The sequence below is a fragment of the Hydrogenimonas thermophila genome (genome assembly GCF_900115615.1).
Taxonomy (GTDB): Bacteria; Campylobacterota; Campylobacteria; order Campylobacterales; family Hydrogenimonadaceae; genus Hydrogenimonas; species Hydrogenimonas thermophila.
In genome coordinates this window covers 1-20,202 of record NZ_FOXB01000042.1, presented here as the reverse complement: position 1 = coordinate 20,202, position 20,202 = coordinate 1, and the positions used below count along the sequence as shown (strand labels likewise).

General features: G+C 32.7%; 18 protein-coding genes. 6 read left to right on the top strand and 12 right to left on the bottom strand.

Translation table 11 applies throughout. The annotated features are described in order from the left end of the window. The first annotated feature begins 330 nt into the window (after nt 1-330). The 3 genes from BM227_RS10600 (at nt 331) to BM227_RS10590 (ending at nt 3,116) form a co-directional block, all read left to right on the top strand. Entirely contained in the window at nt 331-1,500 is a 1,170-nt protein-coding gene (locus tag BM227_RS10600; RefSeq protein ID WP_092913740.1) for a tyrosine-type recombinase/integrase, read from the top strand. A gap of 151 nt (nt 1,501-1,651) precedes the next feature. Further along, nucleotides 1,652-2,497 carry an Abi family protein gene (locus tag BM227_RS10595; RefSeq protein WP_092913739.1) on the top strand — a complete coding sequence of 282 codons (846 nt, stop codon included), beginning with the start codon at nt 1,652-1,654 and terminating at the stop codon, nt 2,495-2,497. Nucleotides 2,498-2,738: 241 nt separating this feature from the next. After that, on the top strand, nt 2,739-3,116 hold the full coding sequence (locus BM227_RS10590; RefSeq protein WP_092913737.1) for a YbgC/FadM family acyl-CoA thioesterase: 378 nt from the start codon (nt 2,739-2,741) through the stop codon (nt 3,114-3,116). A 1-nt stretch (nt 3,117) separates the two neighbouring features. On the opposite strand, the gene BM227_RS10585 is transcribed toward BM227_RS10590, so the two are convergent. The 6 genes from BM227_RS10585 to sdhA all read right to left on the bottom strand — a co-directional run bounded on the left by BM227_RS10585 (nt 3,118) and on the right by sdhA (nt 9,182). Next, the gene (locus BM227_RS10585; RefSeq protein ID WP_092913736.1) at nt 3,118-4,311 is read right to left on the bottom strand and encodes a hypothetical protein; all 1,194 of its coding nucleotides are present in this window, start codon (nt 4,309-4,311) and stop codon (nt 3,118-3,120) included. Beyond that, complete coding sequence (locus BM227_RS10580; RefSeq protein WP_092913734.1) at nt 4,296-4,964, bottom strand: uracil-DNA glycosylase; 669 nt, start codon at nt 4,962-4,964, stop codon at nt 4,296-4,298. The genes BM227_RS10585 and BM227_RS10580 overlap by 16 nt, the downstream gene beginning before the upstream one ends. A 74-nt stretch (nt 4,965-5,038) precedes the next feature. Then, nucleotides 5,039-5,431, bottom strand: coding sequence for a class II SORL domain-containing protein (locus BM227_RS10575; RefSeq protein ID WP_092913733.1), 393 nt, complete (start codon nt 5,429-5,431; stop codon nt 5,039-5,041). Nucleotides 5,432-5,562: 131 nt separating this feature from the next. Beyond that, nucleotides 5,563-6,459, bottom strand: a complete 897-nt coding sequence (locus BM227_RS10570; protein WP_092913731.1) for a CoB--CoM heterodisulfide reductase iron-sulfur subunit B family protein — start codon at nt 6,457-6,459, stop codon at nt 5,563-5,565. Between the two features lie 11 nt (nt 6,460-6,470). Further along, complete coding sequence (locus tag BM227_RS10565; RefSeq protein ID WP_092913729.1) at nt 6,471-7,454, bottom strand: succinate dehydrogenase/fumarate reductase iron-sulfur subunit; 984 nt, start codon at nt 7,452-7,454, stop codon at nt 6,471-6,473. Nucleotides 7,455-7,463: 9 nt separating this feature from the next. Next, nucleotides 7,464-9,182 carry a succinate dehydrogenase flavoprotein subunit gene (sdhA, locus tag BM227_RS10560; RefSeq protein ID WP_092913727.1) on the bottom strand — a complete coding sequence of 573 codons (1,719 nt, stop codon included), beginning with the start codon at nt 9,180-9,182 and terminating at the stop codon, nt 7,464-7,466. A gap of 151 nt (nt 9,183-9,333) precedes the next feature. Here sdhA and BM227_RS10555 point away from each other — a divergent pair, with 151 nt between their 5' ends. Genes BM227_RS10555 through BM227_RS10545 form a run of 3 tightly spaced genes read left to right on the top strand, consistent with a single transcriptional unit; the run spans nt 9,334 to nt 13,621 of the window. Then, nucleotides 9,334-10,155 carry a thiamine-phosphate kinase gene (locus BM227_RS10555; protein WP_092913725.1) on the top strand — a complete coding sequence of 274 codons (822 nt, stop codon included), beginning with the start codon at nt 9,334-9,336 and terminating at the stop codon, nt 10,153-10,155. Between the two features lie 11 nt (nt 10,156-10,166). After that, nucleotides 10,167-11,249: a tRNA pseudouridine(13) synthase TruD gene (truD, locus tag BM227_RS10550; protein WP_092913723.1), complete on the top strand. Its 1,083-nt coding sequence runs from the start codon at nt 10,167-10,169 to the stop codon at nt 11,247-11,249. A gap of 8 nt (nt 11,250-11,257) precedes the next feature. Next, the gene (locus tag BM227_RS10545; protein ID WP_092913721.1) at nt 11,258-13,621 is read left to right on the top strand and encodes an AAA family ATPase; all 2,364 of its coding nucleotides are present in this window, start codon (nt 11,258-11,260) and stop codon (nt 13,619-13,621) included. On the opposite strand, the gene BM227_RS10540 is transcribed toward BM227_RS10545, so the two are convergent. The 6 genes from BM227_RS10540 to BM227_RS10515 form a co-directional block, all read right to left on the bottom strand. Further along, nucleotides 13,611-15,155, bottom strand: coding sequence for a diguanylate cyclase domain-containing protein (locus BM227_RS10540; protein WP_092913719.1), 1,545 nt, complete (start codon nt 15,153-15,155; stop codon nt 13,611-13,613). The two genes, BM227_RS10545 and BM227_RS10540, sit on opposite strands and share 11 nt — an antisense overlap. 148 nt (nt 15,156-15,303) lie before the next feature. Beyond that, complete coding sequence (locus BM227_RS10535) at nt 15,304-15,837, bottom strand: cytochrome P460 family protein (protein ID WP_092913717.1); 534 nt, start codon at nt 15,835-15,837, stop codon at nt 15,304-15,306. Between the two features lie 93 nt (nt 15,838-15,930). Then, a complete protein-coding gene (locus tag BM227_RS10530; RefSeq protein ID WP_092913715.1) occupies nt 15,931-17,106 on the bottom strand; it encodes a TDT family transporter in 1,176 nt (391 codons plus the stop codon). A 76-nt stretch (nt 17,107-17,182) separates the two neighbouring features. Beyond that, the gene (locus tag BM227_RS10525; RefSeq protein WP_092913713.1) at nt 17,183-18,223 is read right to left on the bottom strand and encodes a YeiH family protein; all 1,041 of its coding nucleotides are present in this window, start codon (nt 18,221-18,223) and stop codon (nt 17,183-17,185) included. 156 nt (nt 18,224-18,379) lie between these two features. Further along, a complete protein-coding gene (locus tag BM227_RS10520) occupies nt 18,380-19,024 on the bottom strand; it encodes a hypothetical protein (protein WP_092913712.1) in 645 nt (214 codons plus the stop codon). A gap of 9 nt (nt 19,025-19,033) precedes the next feature. Further along, nucleotides 19,034-19,873 (bottom strand): transporter family protein, encoded by an 840-nt coding sequence (locus BM227_RS10515; protein WP_092913710.1) that lies wholly within the window; start codon nt 19,871-19,873, stop codon nt 19,034-19,036. Nucleotides 19,874-20,202 lie beyond the last annotated feature (329 nt).

Genomic DNA, 20,202 nt, shown 5'->3' with positions numbered 1-20,202 from the left:
GTATCTCTCTTTGGTTGCCCAAAGGGCATCACAGCCTCGTAATCAATGAGCAATTGATGCAAAAGCATCATTGCAACTTTTAATCAGTGATTATCACCAAAGAGACAGTCAAGCTAAATTAAGTGATCTCCTTAAGCAAACTAAGCTTAAAGAAGTCACAGGGGGTATAAAAAGACTTTTTAGCTCTTTGGTTAGACTGTGATTAAGTTAAAGATCTGAAGTCTAATTTCTTCATTCTTGATAGTAATAATTTAGAGTTAATTTTTCAATCCTTTTTGGATGAAAATCTCTAAATTATTTCTATAAATGTATTATACGAGGGGGAATTTAATGCCTAAAAGAAATAATAAAAATATTTATTACATATATGCTGATATTAAGTTTACTATAAAAAATAGAAACGGTTATTGGCATTTAGATTTTTATTACAATAAGCGTCATAGAACATCTACAGAGCTAAAAGCAACCCAAGAAAATCTAAAGATCATCAAAAAACAAATTATTCCAGATATTGTAACTGCACTTGGTAAAAAAGTCGATGTAATAAAAGATGAGAAAGAATGGACGTTAGATGAATTTGCAGATGAATTTTTCAATTTAAAAAAATCAGAAAACAGAGAACATGTTTTGAAAAGAAACATTGGACACTATAACAAACATATTTCACCTCATTTTGGTTATAGGGTTTTAAGTACAATTACTCCGTTCGAAATAGAAAAATGGCAAAGTTTGCTTTTACAGAAATATAAACCTTTAACTGTTCAAAAATTTAGGTCAATTCTTTTCTCAATTTTAGACAAAGCATATAAAAATGAAATAATAAATAAAAATCCAATGGAAATAGTATCTGCACCTAAAATGCAGCAAAATTTAGAAGAAAATGTTGATCCATTCTCCCAAAAAGAGATACAAAAAATACTTGAAAATAGTTATGGGTATATGAAAAACTTCATTAAACTTATGTATGCAAGTGGCATAAGGCCAGGTGAGATAGTTGCTTTAAAGTGGGAAGATATTGATTTTAATAGAAAGGTTATCAAGATTTATAAAACTAGACTAAGAAGTAAAAAAGATGAGGAAGTAAAAGATGGAGATGTTAAAACTTTCTCCAGCAAAAGAGAAATTGATATGTTGCCATTAGCTCAAGAAGCACTAGAAAGCCAGATGAAGTTAACTAGTCAGCATACTGGAACTGGATATATTTTTTTAAATTCATCTAATAAACCTTTTTATTCGCATGATATAATTGGAGTTAATTTTAAAAAGATTTTAAAAAAGGCTATAATTAAAGAGAGAGTTCTTTATCAGTTACGTCATACATTTGCATCTCAAATGATATCAAAAGGAGCAGATATTGTTTGGGTTTCAAAAATGTTAGGACATAAAGATGTTTCTATTACTTTGAAAATTTACACTAAATTCATAAAAGAAGATGATGAAGTTAGAATGCAAAGAATTAAAGAGTATGGGAATCTTTTAAAAATTATTACGAATAAGTAAGATAGGTTAGATAAAATAAAACGCTATAAAGTTTTTCAAATCCCAGAGTCATCACCGTTAACTAACGGGAGAGGACTATCTGGGTAACACTTAATAGAAATTATAATCTAATTACTATATAATTTTACTTAAATTAAATAAATAGGTGAGCATGGATAGATTTAATTTTTCAAAGATAGAATCTTTTTTTTCAAAAGAAAGATTAAATACGTATCAGAGAATTTTAAGAACTACTAATACACATTTAATTCTTAAACATTATATTTGGAATATAAATTTATCAAAAAGTTTATATATTTCTCTTCAAAACCTAGAAGTTTCTTTAAGAAATAGCATTCATAATAATTTATCAAAATATTATGCTAAAAAAATTGATGACTATAATGCTTTAAGAAAATCAATTGATCATAATTTTACACTAGTTAAGCATGATGCATGGTTTGATTTACCTGGATTATTAGAAGAAAGAGAAATATATAAAATAAAACAAACAACTTCTAATTTATTAAAACACTATAAAGAAATAACAACAGGTAAAATAGTTGCAGAATTAAATTTTGGATTTTGGTCAAGACTTTTTGCCAGTGATTATGAAATTAAAATTTGGCATAGATGTATTAAGGAAATCTTTCCAAATATGCCACGTTCTATAAGAACAAGAAAAATTCTTTCTAAGCGTATGAATAAATTTAGAAAGCTTAGAAATAGAATTTTTCATCATGAACCTATATTTCATATTGAAAATTTATTGGAAGTTCATAATGAAATCATTGAAACTATTGGTTGGATAAATAAAGATGTACAAAAATTTACACTTTTTTTTGATGATTTTAAAGCAATATATTCATACGGTAAAGATTTAATAGAACTTAGACTAATGAATAGAGATTTTACTTATCATAAATTCATTGAGATAATTATAAATGAAGAGCAACAAAATAATATTAATCTTAAGGTATCTAATAAAGAAATAAATATAACTGTGAAAAATACTTAAGACTAATATGATTTTTTTAAAAATTAGTGTGGATAACATGGATAAGTCGGACAAGTCCTATTTTAGGGATTTTGTAGATGAAGATAAGTCTGGATAACTGCGGATAAGTGATGTAAAATACAAAGCTTTTATATTGCTTAACTCAAAAAAAACTTTTTAAGAATTGAAAGTTTTTAGTCACTATTTTGGTCACTATAAAGAAAATAAAATTTAAAAACATCGTATTTAAGGGGATAATAAAGTGAAGATTAGAGTCTATTATGAAGATACAGATGCTGCAGGTATTGTTTATTATGCCAATTATTTAAAGTTTTGTGAACGAGCTCGCAGCGAACTCTTTTTTTCTAATGGATTGACACCTCAAAGTGAAAAAGGTTATTTTGTTGTTAAGTCAATAGAGGCTAATTATATACAGCCTGCAATGCTTGGTGATACTGTAATAGTTGAAACAGAGATGATAGAGAAAAAGGCTGCTTCAATTGTACTGATTCAGCAAGTAAAGAGAGATGAGACACTACTGTTTGAAATGAAAATTCGTCTTGCCTATCTTCAAGATGGCAAGCCGGCAAAAATCCCTCTTCAAATTAATGAGTTAATCTCTTTATGGCAAAAACAATAAGTTAATACTCAAATGGCTCTTTTAAAATGAATCTGTAAAGACCAGCTTCATATAGCTTAACATTGTGATTTAAAGAGCCATTTACCAATTTTACTGTAGACAATCTACTTTCAGATGTTTTTTCAGAAAAAACAATATCGATACCTGCAACAGTTGAGTAATTTAGCCAATTAAATCTAATATCTTGATCAATTAGTGCAATATTTTCACTTAGTTTTGGATCAATTTTTTCTATTGAGTTGGCAATAACCATGTTTTCTCTATCGTGGTATTGAGTTAAAGTAAGAAGAAGAGGGGAATAGTTTATCTGCGTACTTAATACTTTTGATGGTTTAAAGTTTGCTAGGGTCAATTGAGAAAGAAAAAGGCTGCTTTTTACTATAGGTGTATTTAGAAATATAGTTGACTGATTTAAGTCAGAGAATCTAGAAATAGTACGCTTGTAATAACCGTTTTGTCCTAAAACTATGCTTTCATCAATAGGTACAATCTCTTTAGCTGTATTTGAAAGCATTTGTGATACTGGACTATTGTCTGATACAGTTATCTTTAATCCATCTTCATCAACTAAACTGCTTAATATTTCAATCTGCTTTGTATAATCTATACCACCAAAAAATATCATTGAGTTTGAACAATCGAGTCTATTTTTATGCAGTGTAGGAATAAATAGAGGTGAGTAAAGCGTCTGATTACAAAGATAGTATGCTCCTTTTTGTGTAACAGGTGCGACTACCAAATCAAACTCTTCTTTATTTATATCATTTAGAGTTTCTAACAATGATTGTTCATCTTCATCTTCTATTGTATATAGCTTCATTTCAAATGGAATACCACGATTTAGCAGATATCCCAATGCAGAGTTTGATGTTGAAGAGGCATATTTGCCGATAACCTTATATGGAACTATAAAAGCTAACCGGAATGTACCCGAAGCATATATCTTTTCCATAATATTAAAAAGGCTCATTATATTTTGCCGCATTGTCAAAAGTTCTTCATTCTTACTGTTTTTAGATTTAGCAATAAATGTAAAAACTTCTCCATTTTCCAACTTTTTTTCAAGTATATGGTCTTCATACTCATTTGGATCAAGATCAATAATTATAGTCATAGGCAATGGAATTGGTGAGAGAATTTGACTTTGACCAAATAGTAATGATACTGTTAGTAGAGTCATTAACAATTTTCGCATAATAACCTCTTTATTTTAAGTAGATCTTGATAAACTTCTTTTTTTGCAGAAGGATTTCTTAAAAGATAGCTTGGATGATACGTTGGAATCAGTATGTAGTTTCCCATATCAATCGTTTCACCACGAACTTTGCTGATGCCACTTTTGTCTCCGGTTAAATAGTGATATGCTGTACTACCTAAAGCTACAATAATAGATGGTGATACCAATTCTATCTGTTTTTGTAAATATGGAATACAAGTATATGCTTCATCAGGTGTTGGTACTCTATTGTTTGGTGGTCTGCATTTTACAATATTTGCTATATAGGTTTTTGAACGAGGAATCTCTATAGCATTTTCTATCATTTTTGTTAGTAGTTCACCTGCACGTCCAACAAATGGTCTTCCTGTTATATCTTCTTGTGCACCAGGTCCTTCTCCTACAAACATTAAAGCGGCATTTGTATCTCCCTCTCCAAAAACAGTTTTTGTTCTTGTTTTGCTTAATGGGCAAAGATGACACTGTAAAACAATTTGTTCCAATGTTTTAAAACTGTTTGGAAGAGATGTTCCTGTTGCAATTCTCTTCTCTACTAAGGGAACATACTTTATTCCAAGATTTTTTAATTGGTATAGACGTTTGAGCTGTAAAGCATTGTAAAGACGATTCATAATGATAGTGTAGGTTAAAAGGGGTTAAAAAGAGGTTAGGGCATCAATAATGATGCCCATTTTAGTTATTAAAATTATTCAGTTACTTCAACAGTAACTGGTTCATTCTCCCACAAACCATGTTTTGTACAGTAAGCTTGTGCAACAAGGTTCATTTTTTTACCCATAGGAACAACGTTGAAAGTCACTTCAGCATTTCCTTTGCAACCTTCTCCACCAAGCATACCTGCAGTAAATGTTGCTTCACCTATAAGTCTTTCACCATCGAAAAGACGGATGCTTTCAATGAAATGATCTGGATCATCTGGATGAGTATACTCTTTTCCCATTACAATACGAACAGGAAATTTTTCACCTTTTTTTGCTTTTGCATCACAATAAATGAAAGGAGAGTGGCGATCAATATAATCTTTCTTCGCTTCTCTTTCTACAGTATCAATATCAACATATCTGTTAACTTTTGGCATATTGGCCTCCTTTTTTGATTTTGTTACAAGTATTGTAACACACTGTGATTAAAGCAGATAATTTTTGTCTTATTTGTTATTTTGTTTAAATAAAATTTAAGCTTACATCTCGGTGATGTAAGCTTTAAATATTATGCGAAAGCTACTTCAGCAACATTGTGTTGTAGACCAAGCTCTTCTGGAGATATACCTAGTGCTAGACCTATTAGCTGTGGAAGGTGTAGAACAGGAAGTGCTATATCACGTCCCATCTCTTTTGCTGCTGCGTGTTGTTTTACATCCATATTTAGATGGCAAAGAGGGCAAGGTGTTACCATCATATCTGCATTATTGTCTATAGCATCAAGAAGTGCAGTTCCAGTTAGGCGGTTTGCAGTTTTTGGAGCTTGCAAGTCTGCATGGAATCCACAACATTTATTTTTGCTGTCATAATCTACACTTTTACCTTGGAGTGTCTCAATCAATCGGTCAAGCGATGTTGGGTTGTAAGGGTTTTCTCCATTATAATCATCACTTGTAGCATTCTGTTTATTGTGAAGATGGCTTGGTCTGATGTTGTGACATCCATAGAATGCTGCAACATTAAAATCACTTAAAGGTTTTTCTACTTTTTCAGCTAATTTGTCCAAACCATAGTCATCTATAATAGCATATAGAAAGTGTCTTACTGAACTTGTTCCTTTATATTCCAAGCCAACTTCTGCCAATTTTTCATTAACTTGAGATTTTAAATCTTCATCACTGTCAAGACGCTCTTTTGTCATAACAGTGTTTAGCTGACATGTATTACAGATAGTCAGCATTGGAAGATTTTGCTTTTCTGCGTAACAGATGTTTCTGGCATTAAGCACTAGTGACAAAAAGTCATCGAAATCTTGCAAGTGGCTAGCACCGCAGCAGCTTGCTTCATCTAGAAGCACAAGTTCGATACCTAGTTTTTTTGCTACTGCCATTGTTGACATTAACAGTTCGGGGGTCGATTCTCGTGCTGTACATCCTGTATAGAGTGCATATTTTAATTCTGCCATATTCGTTCCCCTTAAAATTTAACTTTCGATGATGTTTTGACGAGTGTTTTAATCTCATCAAGATTTTTAGATTTAGGCATATTCCAAGGCATTACTATTTTTCCTTTTTTGAACATTGCAATAGCTTCAGGAATATGTTTCATAACACCTATATTGCCTTCTGAGTATCTGACAAGTTCACCTTCATCCAAAATACCATGTTTTTTGATTGAGTGTTTAAACCCTACTGCATGGCGTGTAGCAACATTATCTTCAGCCATTCCCTTTTCAAATAGTTGATTATGAAGTTTAGTAATTTTTCCTATTGGATCAACATCTTTAGGGCATGCTTCTGCACACTCAAAGCATTTGACACAATCCCATACACCAGGACCCATTTCACGAACTGTCTCAAGGCGTTCTTGTTTTGCATTATCGCGTACATCAGCATTAAATCTATATGCTTTTGCAAATTGTGCTGGTCCAAAGAACTCTGGATTGACTTCTACAGCAGGACAAGCATAGTAACAGTTACCACACTGAATACAGTAGTCTGCTTCAAGCAACTCATCAGCCTCTTTTGGAGAGACACGAATCTCTTCAGTCGGATGCTCATCAATGTCTGCTTCAAGCCAAGGCTTGATTGCTTTATGTTTATCCCAGAAATCTTTTTTGTCAATAATCATATCTTTAATGACACGTTTACGACTTTGAGGCTCCAAAAGAAGTGTATTTGTATTGAAAGTTTCAACAAGCTCCCATACATTCTGTTTACATGAAAGTACAGGTTTACCATTTACTTTAATAGAACAGCTACCACATATTCCGTGACGGCAGCTTCTGCGATAACTGAAACTTCCGTCAAATTCCCACTTAATACGGTTAAGAATATCTAACACCAACTCATCTTTTCCTACTTCCATCTCATATGTTTTGAAGTAGGGTAGAAAATCTGTCTCCGCATTAAAGCGGAAAGTTTTAAATATCAATTTTTTTGTAATGCGTTCAGTACTCATACCCAATCCTTAATATGTTCGCTCTTGCGGTTCAAATTTTCCGAGTTTCACATCACCATACTCAATATTGATGCTTCCATCTTCATTCATAGTAGCAAAAGTATGTTTTAGGAAGTTTTCATCGTCACGTTTTGTATAGTCTTCACGATAGTGTGCACCACGGCTCTCTTTTCGTGCAATAGCACCTTCAACAATAAATGTTGCATAATCAAGCATATGACCAAACTCAATAGCTTCTTGCAGATCAGTGTTAAATATTTTGCTCTTGTCATCAATGCGTATATTTTTATACCGCTCTCTTAGCTCTTTTAAGATTTTACGCTGCTTTAGCAATGTCTCTTCAGTACGGAATACACCAGCATTTGCAGTCATACTCTCTTGTAATTCACTGCGAAGCTTAGGTACTGACTCCGTTCCATTGTTGTTCATACAGAATTTTATTTCATTTAGCATTCTGTCAGCATCACTCTCTTTTGCATCACAAAGTTCTAATTTATTGCTTTCAAGATCTTCAATAATATGTTTTCCTACATGACGACCGAAGAAGAGTGCTTCAAGTAAAGAGTTTGCTCCAAGTCTGTTTGCACCGTGTACGCTTACACAAGCACATTCACCTGCGGCATAGAAACCGCGAACTATCTCATTTGGATTTTTCTTTACATGACCATCAATGTCAACTGGTATACCGCCCATAGAGTAGTGTGCAGTAGCAGCAATATGAATAGGTTCTTTGATCATGTCTTGACCAAGGAATGTGATTGCAAGATCACGAAGTTCTGGCAATCTTTCCATAATAATTTTTTCACCAAGATGCGTCAAGTCTATAGCAACTGCATCTTTGTTAGGTCCTACACCACGACCTTCAAGAATCTCTTTTGTAATAGCTCGGCTAACAACGTCACGAGGTGCTAATTCCATCTTTTCAGGTGCATATTTTTCCATAAATCTTTCACCAAGGCTGTTATAAAGCCGTCCACCCTCACCTCGTGCAGCTTCAGAAATAAGAATACCGCTTCCAGCAAGCCCTGTTGGGTGGAATTGTACAAACTCCATATCTTCAAGAGGCAATCCATGGCGTGCAACAATAGAGAGACCATCACCTGTGTTAGCATGAGCGTTAGAACTTATTTTAAATGCTCTAGCATATCCACCCGTTGCAAACATAACTGCTTTTGCATTAAAAATAGCTGGTTCAAGGTCTCTTATATTGTAAGCAACAACACCTTTTACCACACCATCTTCATAGATGATATCTGCAACATACCACTCATCAAAAAATGTAACATTTTCACGATCAGCTTGTTCATAAATTGTTTGAAGTAGCGTTAAACCTGTACGATCTTTTGCATAACAAGCACGCGGTTTTGATTGTCCACCAAATGGTCGCTGTGCTATTGTGCCATCTTCATTTCTGCTGAATGCTGCACCTGCATTAGCAATCCATCGGATCGTCTCAGGAGCTTTTGAACACATAAGTTCAACTGCATCCTGATCAGCAAGATAATCGCTACCTTTTACTGTATCGAACATGTGAAGTTCAATATCATCATCTTCACTTAGAGCAGCATTAACACCGCCTTGTGCAGCACCGGAGTGGCTTCTAAGAGGGTGAAGTTTTGTCAAAACAGCTACTTTCTTACCAGCACGCTGTAGTTCGCGTGCAGCTGCCAGGCCGGCAAGTCCGGCACCGACAATAACAACATCATATTTATGTATCTGTACACTCATTGAGACGCATCCTTTTTATTAATAACATAGGAATATAGGTCAATTATACATAGTTAGTCTATAAAATAGTTTAATTCAACTATAGTTTTATCTCCAAATTTACTTATGTGTTACCAATGTTTTCAGCTTTTTATAGGGTATAATCATAGTTATGAATAAAGAAGACTATTTTATCAGTTGTTTTGAAAAAAACATTTTTTTAGGTGATGATGCGGCTATATTAAATAATATGAGCATTAGTCAGGATGCATTTTTCGAAAATGTCCACTTTAAACGTGAGTGGATGAGCCTTTATGAAATTGCAAGAAAGGCAATGCTTGTCAATATATCAGATGCAATTGTTATGAATGGAAAGCCCAAATATGCACTTTTAACTGTGGCAATTCCAAAAAACTATACACGCCAAGAGTTAAAAGAGTTAGCACGTGGGTTTCAAGAGACGGCAAATGCTTATGGGATCACCATAATAGGTGGTGATACAATAGCAAATGTTAAACTTGATATATCTATAACAATTTTAGCAGAATGCAAGAATCCAGTTTTTCGTACAGGCATAAAAGAGGGTGACCTGCTCGCTTTTACAGGCAACTTGGGTGAAAGCAGAAGAGACCTTATGCGGCTTCTTAGAGGTTACTCTGTTAAACCAAACTCTAGATTTATAAATCCTGTGTTAAGAGACTCTTTTTTCTATAAAGTAGCACCATTTATACACAGTGCAATGGACATTTCTGATGGGCTTTTTACAGACTTAGAGAAACTTCACCGTGCAAACAGAGTAGGTTTTGAGTTTTTTAAACCAATTCCTAAAAGGATAGGTTGTAGTGGAGAAGAGTTTGAAATACTCTTTGCATTTGATCCAAGATATGAAAAAAAGATAAAGAATATAGCCAAAATTACAAGAACTGAGTTAACAATTTTTGCAAAAGCAGTTCGAAAACCGTATAGAAATTTATGTAAGGCAAACCATTTTTAAAGGAAATATTTATGAAACTTGATAGACTCTATCCACTCTCTCATTCACCTATATATTTTCATTTTAAACAGACACCTGCAGATTTTGTAGTAACTGAGATTCCTCTTTATGATTTTACTGGAAATGGTGAACACTTGATTTTGAAGATTCGTAAAAAAGCACTTACTACTTGGCAAATGCTGGAAATTTTAAGTAATCACCTAGGAATTCGTGTACGAGATATAGGTTATGCGGGACTAAAAGATAAAGATGCAATGACAATTCAATATATCTCAATAAATAAAAAATATGAAGATGCATTAAAGAGCTTTTCTCATGAACAGATTAAAATTTTAGAGACTTCTTATCATAACAACAAACTACGCATAGGTCATCTTAAAGGTAACAGATTTTTTATACGTCTTAAAAAGGTAAATCCTACAGATGCAAAGAAAATCGACTCTCTTTTAAAGTGGATTTCACAAAATGGATCACCTAATTATTTTGGTTATCAGCGTTTTGGAAGGGATGGTGACAACTATGAAATAGCACGCGAAATAGTAGAAGGTAAGCGTAAAATGCGTGATAGAAAGAGACGAGAGTTTTTAATGAGTGCTTACCAATCTCATCTATTCAACCTATGGCTAAGTAAGCGCATAGAGATTTCACGTCTATTTGAAGGCTTAAAGCCTAAAGAGCTTGAAAATGTTTTTGTATGGAATGATGAGATTATCAATCTTATACACAAAGAGCCACACTTTTTTAAGATTTTACCAGGAGATGTAGCAAGTCATTATCCTTATGGAAAGCTTTTTGTCGTAGATGATTTAGAAGCTGATGCAAAGCGTATTTGTAATAGAGAGATTAGTCCAACTGGGCTGTTAAGCGGTAAAAAGGCAAAACAGTCTACAGGAATTGCATGGGAGATAGAGAAAGAGTTTATAGAAGAGATTCCAGCACAGGGAAGCAGACGCTACGCTTGGATCTGGCCGGAAGATATTGAAGGAGACTATAAACAAGAAGTTGCTCATTATGAGTTACATTTTACTTTGCCTAAGGGAGCTTATGCGACAGTATTATTGGAGATGATAGCTAATCGTCCTATTAGAGAATAGAGGATTTAATGAATGAATTTGAAACATTTGCGAAAAAGAGAGTTGTAGGGCATGATAGTGTTTTAAAGTTTTTAGATATTGCTATAAAGCGTATAGGTGTAGTAAAAGTTTTTAACGGTATTGAAGCTCTTTTTGTATTGGCAGGTCCAAAAGGGTGTGGAAAAAATTTTACTGCCAAAGTAATTGCTGATTATCTGAAAAAAGATATGTTAATTTTGCATATGGGAGAGTATGCTTTTTCGGATGATATTAGCAGATTAATAGGAACTAAAGGTGTGTTGGAGCATTGGATAAATGAACACCCTGATGGTTTAGTAATATTTGAAGATATTGATAAAGCTGACAATATTATTCAGCGTGCTATTGCTTCTATTGTCAGTGATGGTGCTTCAGATGATGTTAGAAGGTATCAAAAATCTATCTTTATTTTTACCTTTTCACTTAAAAACTCTGCGTGGTATAGCAAAAGTTTTATAGAAAAGTATTATGACAACAGACTGCTTTGGCAGGGAAAGTTTTATGAAGAGATAGCTAAAATTGCATTTTCAGATGCAAGTGAAAGAGTTATTGCACTTTTTGACAGTGAGCTTATAAGTGTACTAAGTGAGGGAGACCTTTTTCTTTTTAATTTGCTTGAACTAAAAGAGTTGTCTCAAATTAGTGAACAGGTAATTTCCCAAACGATTAAGCAGCTAAATGTTACAAATAAAACTCAAATCGATATACAATCAAAAAATTTGTTAGCTCTTGCAGTTTTACTTCAATTTTCTCCTTTCATAAATGCTAAACGAATATCACATAAATTACCTGCTATATTGGCAGATCTTTTTGCAAACAGTTGTAAAGATGCACAAAAGTGTACACTTTCAGTCTCAAAAAAAGTTGAAAATTGGCTACAAAACTTCTTTGTATCCTCTTTTGATTTGAAATATTTTGTTAAATTTGATCGTTACTATGAACTTTCATGGAGAGAAAAGAGACGAGGTTTTCATTGTACACTTATATTAGATGAGATTAGTGAGATTGAGCCACAAAAAAAAGATTTAGATTTACAATATGAAGATCACTTTGCACCTCAATTTTCGCATATAGGTTTTCAAGATGTTGCAGGTCAATTGCGTGTTAAAAATGAGTTACTTGACATTATTAAGCTTTTAAAAAATGATAAAGAGCTTAAACATTTTGATATTGATCTGCCGAAGGGACTGCTTCTTTATGGTCCTGAAGGGGTAGGTAAAACTATGCTTGTAAAAGCTTTTGCTAAAGAAGCTGGGCTTCCTTTTATAAATTTACGTAGTTTTGATCTATTTGATGAAGAATTAGTTCAAAATATATATGATAAAGCTAGAGTTTCAACTCCTATTATTGTAATTTTAGAAGGTGTTGACACAAAGTTTATAATAGATGGAAACTTTACCCCAGTTCCTACCGGAACAGTTTGTGAAATGATTGATAGAGCATTATCAGAACCTGGTAATTATATATTTACTATTGCTACTGCAAGAAGTTTAGAAGATGTACCAAGTGAGTTGATGCGTCCAGGAAGAATTGATCAAAGTGTTGAAGTACCAGAACTTGATCGTGAAGCCCGCCGCTTTTTTGCTAAAAAGATACTTGAAAAACCCCATGAAAATTCAATAGATATTGAACGTATTACAAGATATATGAGTGGTATGAATGGTTATGAGCTTGGTCGTATTGCAAAAGAGGCTTCACTTGATGCAATTAGATATGGTAAAGATGCATTAAGTGAAACTATTATTATTGATCGAATTAATACAATCAAATATGGTCACAAGTTAGAAAGAAAACGGTTTAAAAACTTTGAAGAGGATCTTGAAAAAAGTGCATATCATGAAGCTGCACATGCTGTTACATCTATGATACTACTGCCTGATATAGAGATAGAACAGGTTACTGTAATTCCACGAAGTGAATCATTAGGTCTTGTCTCTTATATGCAAGATGCCATAGAGACTAATTTATCTAAAGATGAGATCGAAGCAAATATTGCAGTATTGCTGGCTGGACGTTTAGCTACTATTAAAAAATATGGAAAAGATGTAGGGCTTGAAACAGGTGCATATAGCGATTTGCAAGAAGCATCACTGTATGCTTACAGTGCGGTAGCTCAGTTCGGTATGGATGATGAATTGCTAAATCTTCATCTTGAGACTCTTCTTCAAACAGTCAGTAATGAACTCTTTAAAGAGAAGATTGAGTCTGGCATAGAACACTGGATCGAATCTGGAACCAAGCGGGCTGAAAATATTATTGATAAAAGGTGGAAAACTATTGAAAAAATTGCAAATAAGCTTTTAAAAGAGGAGATGATAGAAGGTAGTGAACTTAAGAGTTATCTTAACACTTAAGGAATTTAATTTTATAACTGTTTTTTCCTTGACGCTTTATATCATACATAAGTACATCAGATTCACTCATAAGTTTTTCAACAGTTGTATCTTTGCACGGAGTAATACTTACAACTCCAATGTTAGCACCAAACTGCTCATTAAGTGGTGATGGTAATGGTATTGCATTTATTTTATCCAAAAGCTTACGAACAAGTTTCTCTATATTCTCTTTTCCATCAATCCCTTGTGCAACAACAATAAACTCATCACCTCCCAATCGTCCATAAAGATCATTTTTCCTCAATGTAGATTTAAAAATATCAGCTACATCTTTTAAAACCCTATCTCCAGCTTCATGTCCAAGTGTGTCATTAATAGTTTTGAAACCATCCAAGTCTATAAACATAACAGCAATGTTAAGGTTATTTCTTTGTGCATTTGCCAATATTTGTTCAAAAGATTGCATTACGCTTAATCTATTTGGTATATTGGTCAGTACATCGTAATAGGCTAGTTTTTTTATTTTTTCTAGTAAAATCTCTTTCTCTTTTTTCTCTTTTTGAAGTTTTGTATTAATATATTTACCATATATTAGAAAAATAGTAATTAATATAAGTATAAATATAATGGCGTAAAAAAGTTCTTTGTGGTTATTTATCCATAGTTGAATATATTTTGAACTTTGATCTTTATATGGACCAACTTCTAGTCTTTGCATCAACTCTCTAACATCTTTATAGTCATATGGGACTGTCCAATGATAGTGGTAACCTGTACTTTTTGTAATATTGCTATCTTCTGGAATAGTCAATAAAGTAATGGCAACCTCTCTTGCTATCTTATCGTTAACATTTTTTGTTTTGGCAAAAGCCCATTCAGGATATAACTTTGTACTGCAAATATAAGGAAAGTCTTCATATTTATGCTGATTTAAAACTCTTATATCATTTAAATTGATTTTGTTCTTAGAAATAAGTTCTTCTAAAATACCTGTTCTGATAATTCCAACATCTGCTTCATTGTTTAATATAGCATCAACAACTTTTTCTTGTGTACCAAAAAAAATAATATTTTCCTTATTTAATTTTATATGATGCTTTTTTAGTGTATCATATCCTATAAGCCACCCTCCAAATCCAAGAGGTGCAACTGCTGCAATACGAGTATCTTTATTTATTTGAGATATATCTTTAATATTTGATGATTTATTTGTAATAATGACAGAACCAAACTTTGTAATATTATTTTTTTTAACGAGTGTAAGAATTTTTGATGCACCCAATGTCACTTCTAAGTCAATATACATAGCAGGAGGAGAAATTATAAAATCAACTTTTCTTTCTTGTATCAGTTTTTTGACTTTTGAAAACTCTGTTGGTAAAAAAGGGTAAAGTTCAAATCTATATTTAGGAAGTTTTTTATTTAGATAATCAATTGTTGGTTGCCAATTTTTTACAGCTTTCTCTTTACCATGTATAGCATCTACAGCTATAGTTATATTATGTGCAAATATAAAAATAGGGAATAGCATAAAAATAAATAACAATGGCATAAAAATCCTAACTATATAAGTTGTACAATTTAAGTTTTAAATTTGCTGGTAAATATACAAAAAAATTTATTAACTTAACCTTAGTCTAAAATAATAATAAATTTTTAATTACTAAAATAGCATAGTTAAAGTTCAATTCAATTGTAGATTAAAATCTTTTTTGATATTTTGTAAAAAGGTAGTCATCGTTTTTAACTATACTGTGACATTCAATACAGCTTTTTGTTCCTTTATTCCAAGGTTCGTAGCCATTTTTTGTTTTTATAAATCTGGCGTATCCCCAGTGATCTCCTTTATGATCAAATTTTTTACTATCTTTTACCATATATTCAACACGTTCTATTTTATCAGCCTCAAGTGCAGCTGGCCAAGAAAGCATTTTTTTAACACTCCATCCAATTTTTACAATTTTACTGCCTTCCGGTAAAGGATTTTGTCCACTTTTAAGTGCATTAAATGCAATAGAGTTCGCTAAAATATATCTTATCTCATTTTTATCAGTTCTAAAGTGGGTAGCAACAACTTTATAATTTTGATACCCCTCAATCATTTTGAATGAAAGGTTATTATCTGGCATTTTTATATCAGGTACTTTAGAGTTATCTATTAAATAATTATCTGTTTGAGCAACAAGTGTAGAAACAAATAAAACAGAGACTATAGCTTTTTTTAAAATTTTCATAGGCTTTCTCCATAAAGTATTTCTTATTATAATGAACAATTATGAAAGTATAATGAAATATCTTAGTTATGGCATAAATAATTTTAAAATTAATTACTTATTCTTCTTTGAAAACTTTTTACACTCCTCTTCTGGTTTTGGTAATCCTGTTTCAGGAGATAAGCAAGGTGCATGAAAAAGATACCCACTCCACATTCCTTTTAATGTTTTAGTAAAGACAAGTATCCAAAATATAGCCAATTGTATACTTAGAACAATGCTAAAATATTTAAATATATCATAACCAGTTGCTTGCCATAGTTGTAGTGTTGCTGCTGTAAAAACACCAACAGGAAATGTAAACCCCCACCATCCCATGTTGAATGGAAGTCCATCTTTAAAAAACTTTAATGTAATAATCCAAGCCATAACATACCACCATAATCCATAACCCCAAAGAAGCAATCCTGCAATTAACCCAAAGTTAGATAGAAAAGTGGCAATATTTTCCAAATCTGTACCAATTAAGACTTTTTCAGCAGCATGTCCAAGTAAAAGCAGACCAAGTGCTCCTGTACCAAGTGGTCCTAAAGTCAACCAACTTGTAACAGCCATTGCTTTATCTGGAAGTTTATGTGTTACAAGTCTTAAAAACAGAATTACCAGCACAGAGAATGCAAGTGGTACAGAAAATGCCCATAAAATGTAACTTACCATTAGAATTGCTTCAGCTATTGGATTTGCAAAGTAGGGTGCTAGCATTCCTCCAGCTGAGGCTGTTACCTCAGATGCAACAATTGGTAAAAGCCACACTGCTGTCATATTTTCAAGTTTATGATTTTTTTGTATTGAAAACATCAAATATGGTAATAGCCAGCCTACACAAACAGCTAAAAAGGCATCAATCCACCATAAATATAGTGCAATATTTAAACTATTGTTACCAAATAAAGATGGACCAAAGATAGCAAAACCTTCCAGTATAGGTACAAGTGCCATAGGAACAGCACCTAAAAACATAGATTGAACAGGATGTTTAAACATCAACATTATTGTTTCAGGGTAGAGGAACATTCTTGCCAATAAGAGTGTAAAAAAGAGTACAAAGAAAAATATATCAATCAGCCATAAACTCTTTCCTAACAGTAACTGTGCATCAAATATATTTGCATTTATATTGTGCAATGTAAGAAAAGCGATACCTGTTCCCATATTAAGGGTAAACCAGTTTGGTGTAAAGTTTCTAATAATCTCTTTTAGACTTTTATCTGACAAGAATTTAGTATTCATATGTATCTCCAAATTTATTTGCAATCATCTTTTAAACAAAATATTCATTGATGATTGCAAATATTTATAAGTTTAATTATGCCAAACTAATAGCAAATTTAGTTATATAGTATCCACCAAATATAAGCCATATAAAGAGTATCATAGCTAAATATATAGGTTTAAGTCCAACACCTTTAAATTTATCAATACTGGTTTCCATTCCAAGAGCTGTCATTGCCATAGTAAGAGCAAAAGTGTCAATTGCATTAATGTCTGTTACAATTGCTTTAGGCAAAAGGTCTAAAGAATTAAACCCCGCTACGGCAATAAAGCCAACTGCGAACCAAGGGATTGTAATTTTAGTTTTTTCATCAGTTGCTTCATTTGCAGCTTTTTTTCTATTTGCAAGCCATAGTCCAAGAATAATTAAAAATGGCGCGATCATCATTACTCTGATCATTTTAACAATAACAGCATCTTTAGCAACTTCTGTACCAAGTGTATTGCCTGCTGCAACAACATGCGCTACTTCGTGTAGTGTTCCTCCAATGTAAACTCCCATACCTTTAGGATCTAAATCAACATAACCTGCTTTATATAAGAATGGATACAAAAACATTGCGATACTTCCAAATAGTACAACAGTTGAAACAGCTATTGCACTTTTATATGCTTCAGATTTAACAACAGGTTCTGTTGCTAAAACAGCAGCTGCACCGCAGATAGAGCTACCGGCACTTGTTAAGATAGTGGTATCTCGATCAAGTTTTAGTATTTTTGTACCTACAATATATCCTATCACAAATGTTAAAGATACAACTAAAACACTTGTTACAATTCCAGCAATACCAACTTCAGCAATACTTTGAAAAGTAAGTCTAAAGCCATAGAAAACAATGGCAGCTCTTAGAAGTGTCTTGGTTGAAAAGATAATTCCAGGTGTCCACTCTTGTGGAAGGCGATTTCTTAATGTATTGGCATAAAACATACCAAGTACAATACCAATGATCAGAGGACTTATTCCTAAATGTTTGAAAAAAGTAAACCCTGAAATATAAGTAGCGGCAGTTGCAAACAATGCAACAAATAGAATACCATTTAATGTATATGGTCTATTCTCTTTGCTAAATGCCATTATATAACTCCTTAAGATTTTTTTGTTAGTGGCATTGTATGCAACTTAAGATAATTTGTAAAATAAATAAATTTTTATAAAATGTTTGAAATTTTCAATAAGAAGGTGTAAAAAAAGAGGATTTGCATAAAACAAATCCTCTTTTTTGTTTTTTAATTAAAATGGTGCTCCAGGCATTGATGGTGGCATAGATGGCATAGTAGGTGATGGCATTGATTGTGTTGGAGCATCTGGCATCTGGAAATTAAATTTATCTGCAATATGTATAGCTGAATTGTTAATCATTTCAGAATGTTTAGTAATCAACTCTTCAGTATATACAATACGATCAGCCATCTCTCCAATACGATCGGCCATTTCACCTATGCGATCTGCCATAACACCTATATCATCACTTAATCTTAGTGTTGTGCGAGTTAATATCTCTAATGTTTTAATATAAGAGTCATTAGAGTTTGTAGATGTTTTATCTGCTATAGAGACTATAGCATTAGCAAGATTCAAAGAGCTTTGAGAGAGTGCTTCTGCTTTATCCAAGAACTCTTTAACAAGTACAGGATCACTCTTTTGCGACTCAATAGATTTGCTAAAAGATGCAAGCTCTTTTTCATAATTCTCAAGTTTTGTCTGTAATTGCGAAAGGTATGAATCTGAAGTAAGTCCCTTAATTATTTGCTGTTTTACAACTTTTTCTATATCTTTTGCATCAGATAATAAACTGTCCATTTCAGAAATGTATGTATCCATACTAGCAAAAGATATAGAGCATCCAAGTAGCATAGCTAATAATGTTTTTTTCATAATATCTCCTTAAAATCTTTTTGTAATATTTAATGTAACTGCATTATCAGCTGCTGTATCACTTAGTCCATAGGTATAACTTACATCATACTTCAAACCATTTTTTGCATTGTAAGATAGAAATATTGAAGTTGTCTTAGTATCTTCAAGAGAGTCAAACATAGCTTGACGATAAGCATAATTTGCACCAAATGAGAGCTGTTGGTTAAATCGATATCCTGTACCTACTGTTCCATACCATATATCATTATATTTTACTTTATCGCTATCTCCTGTAACTGTATAACCACCTGTTACATATAAGAAACTTTTTCCTATAGGTTTATAGATATCTGCTTGGAAACTGTAGTCATTTTCACCTGTACCTAAGCCTTTTTTATCATCAGCAGTTGCTACTTTCATCAAAAGTGAAGTTTTTAAGTAGAGTCCTTGAGCAGGAACAAAAGTATAGGCTGCATTAACAATTATGTCTCCAAGACCATCTGTTACTGTACGTTCTGAAGTTGTAGTTGAGCTAGATGGATTAAAAGGATCAAAATTTGTAATCAGGTTTTGTATATCTGCCGGCTTTGATGGACTTACTGGTACAGGTCCTGATGGTGTCCAAGTAAAGCTTCCTTTACTATCGATTTTGATATAAGGAATTGTGACAGAAGCTGAAAACATTTCTTTTTGGTAGCTTGCAACTACAGGTACATAGTAAACTTGTGTGCTACTATCTGTACCATATTTTCCTTCACTATATGTTCCACCTATAGAAACAGCAGTTATGCTACTGCCTGCATTGGCAAAAGAGCAGCTCAATGCAGATGCAGTTGCCAAAGAAACTAGTGTTTTTGTTATATTCAAATTTTCCCCCTCGTATAATACATTTATAGAAATAATTTAGAGATTTTCATCCAAAAAGGATTGAAAAATTAACTCTAAATTATTACTATCAAGAATGAAGAAATTAGACTTCAGATCTTTAACTTAATCACAGTCTAACCAAAGAGCTAAAAAGTCTTTTTATACCCCCTGTGACTTCTTTAAGCTTAGTTTGCTTAAGGAGATCACTTAATTTAGCTTGACTGTCTCTTTGGTGATAATCACTGATTAAAAGTTGCAATGATGCTTTTGCATCAATTGCTCATTGATTACGAGGCTGTGATGCCCTTTGGGCAACCAAAGAGAGATAC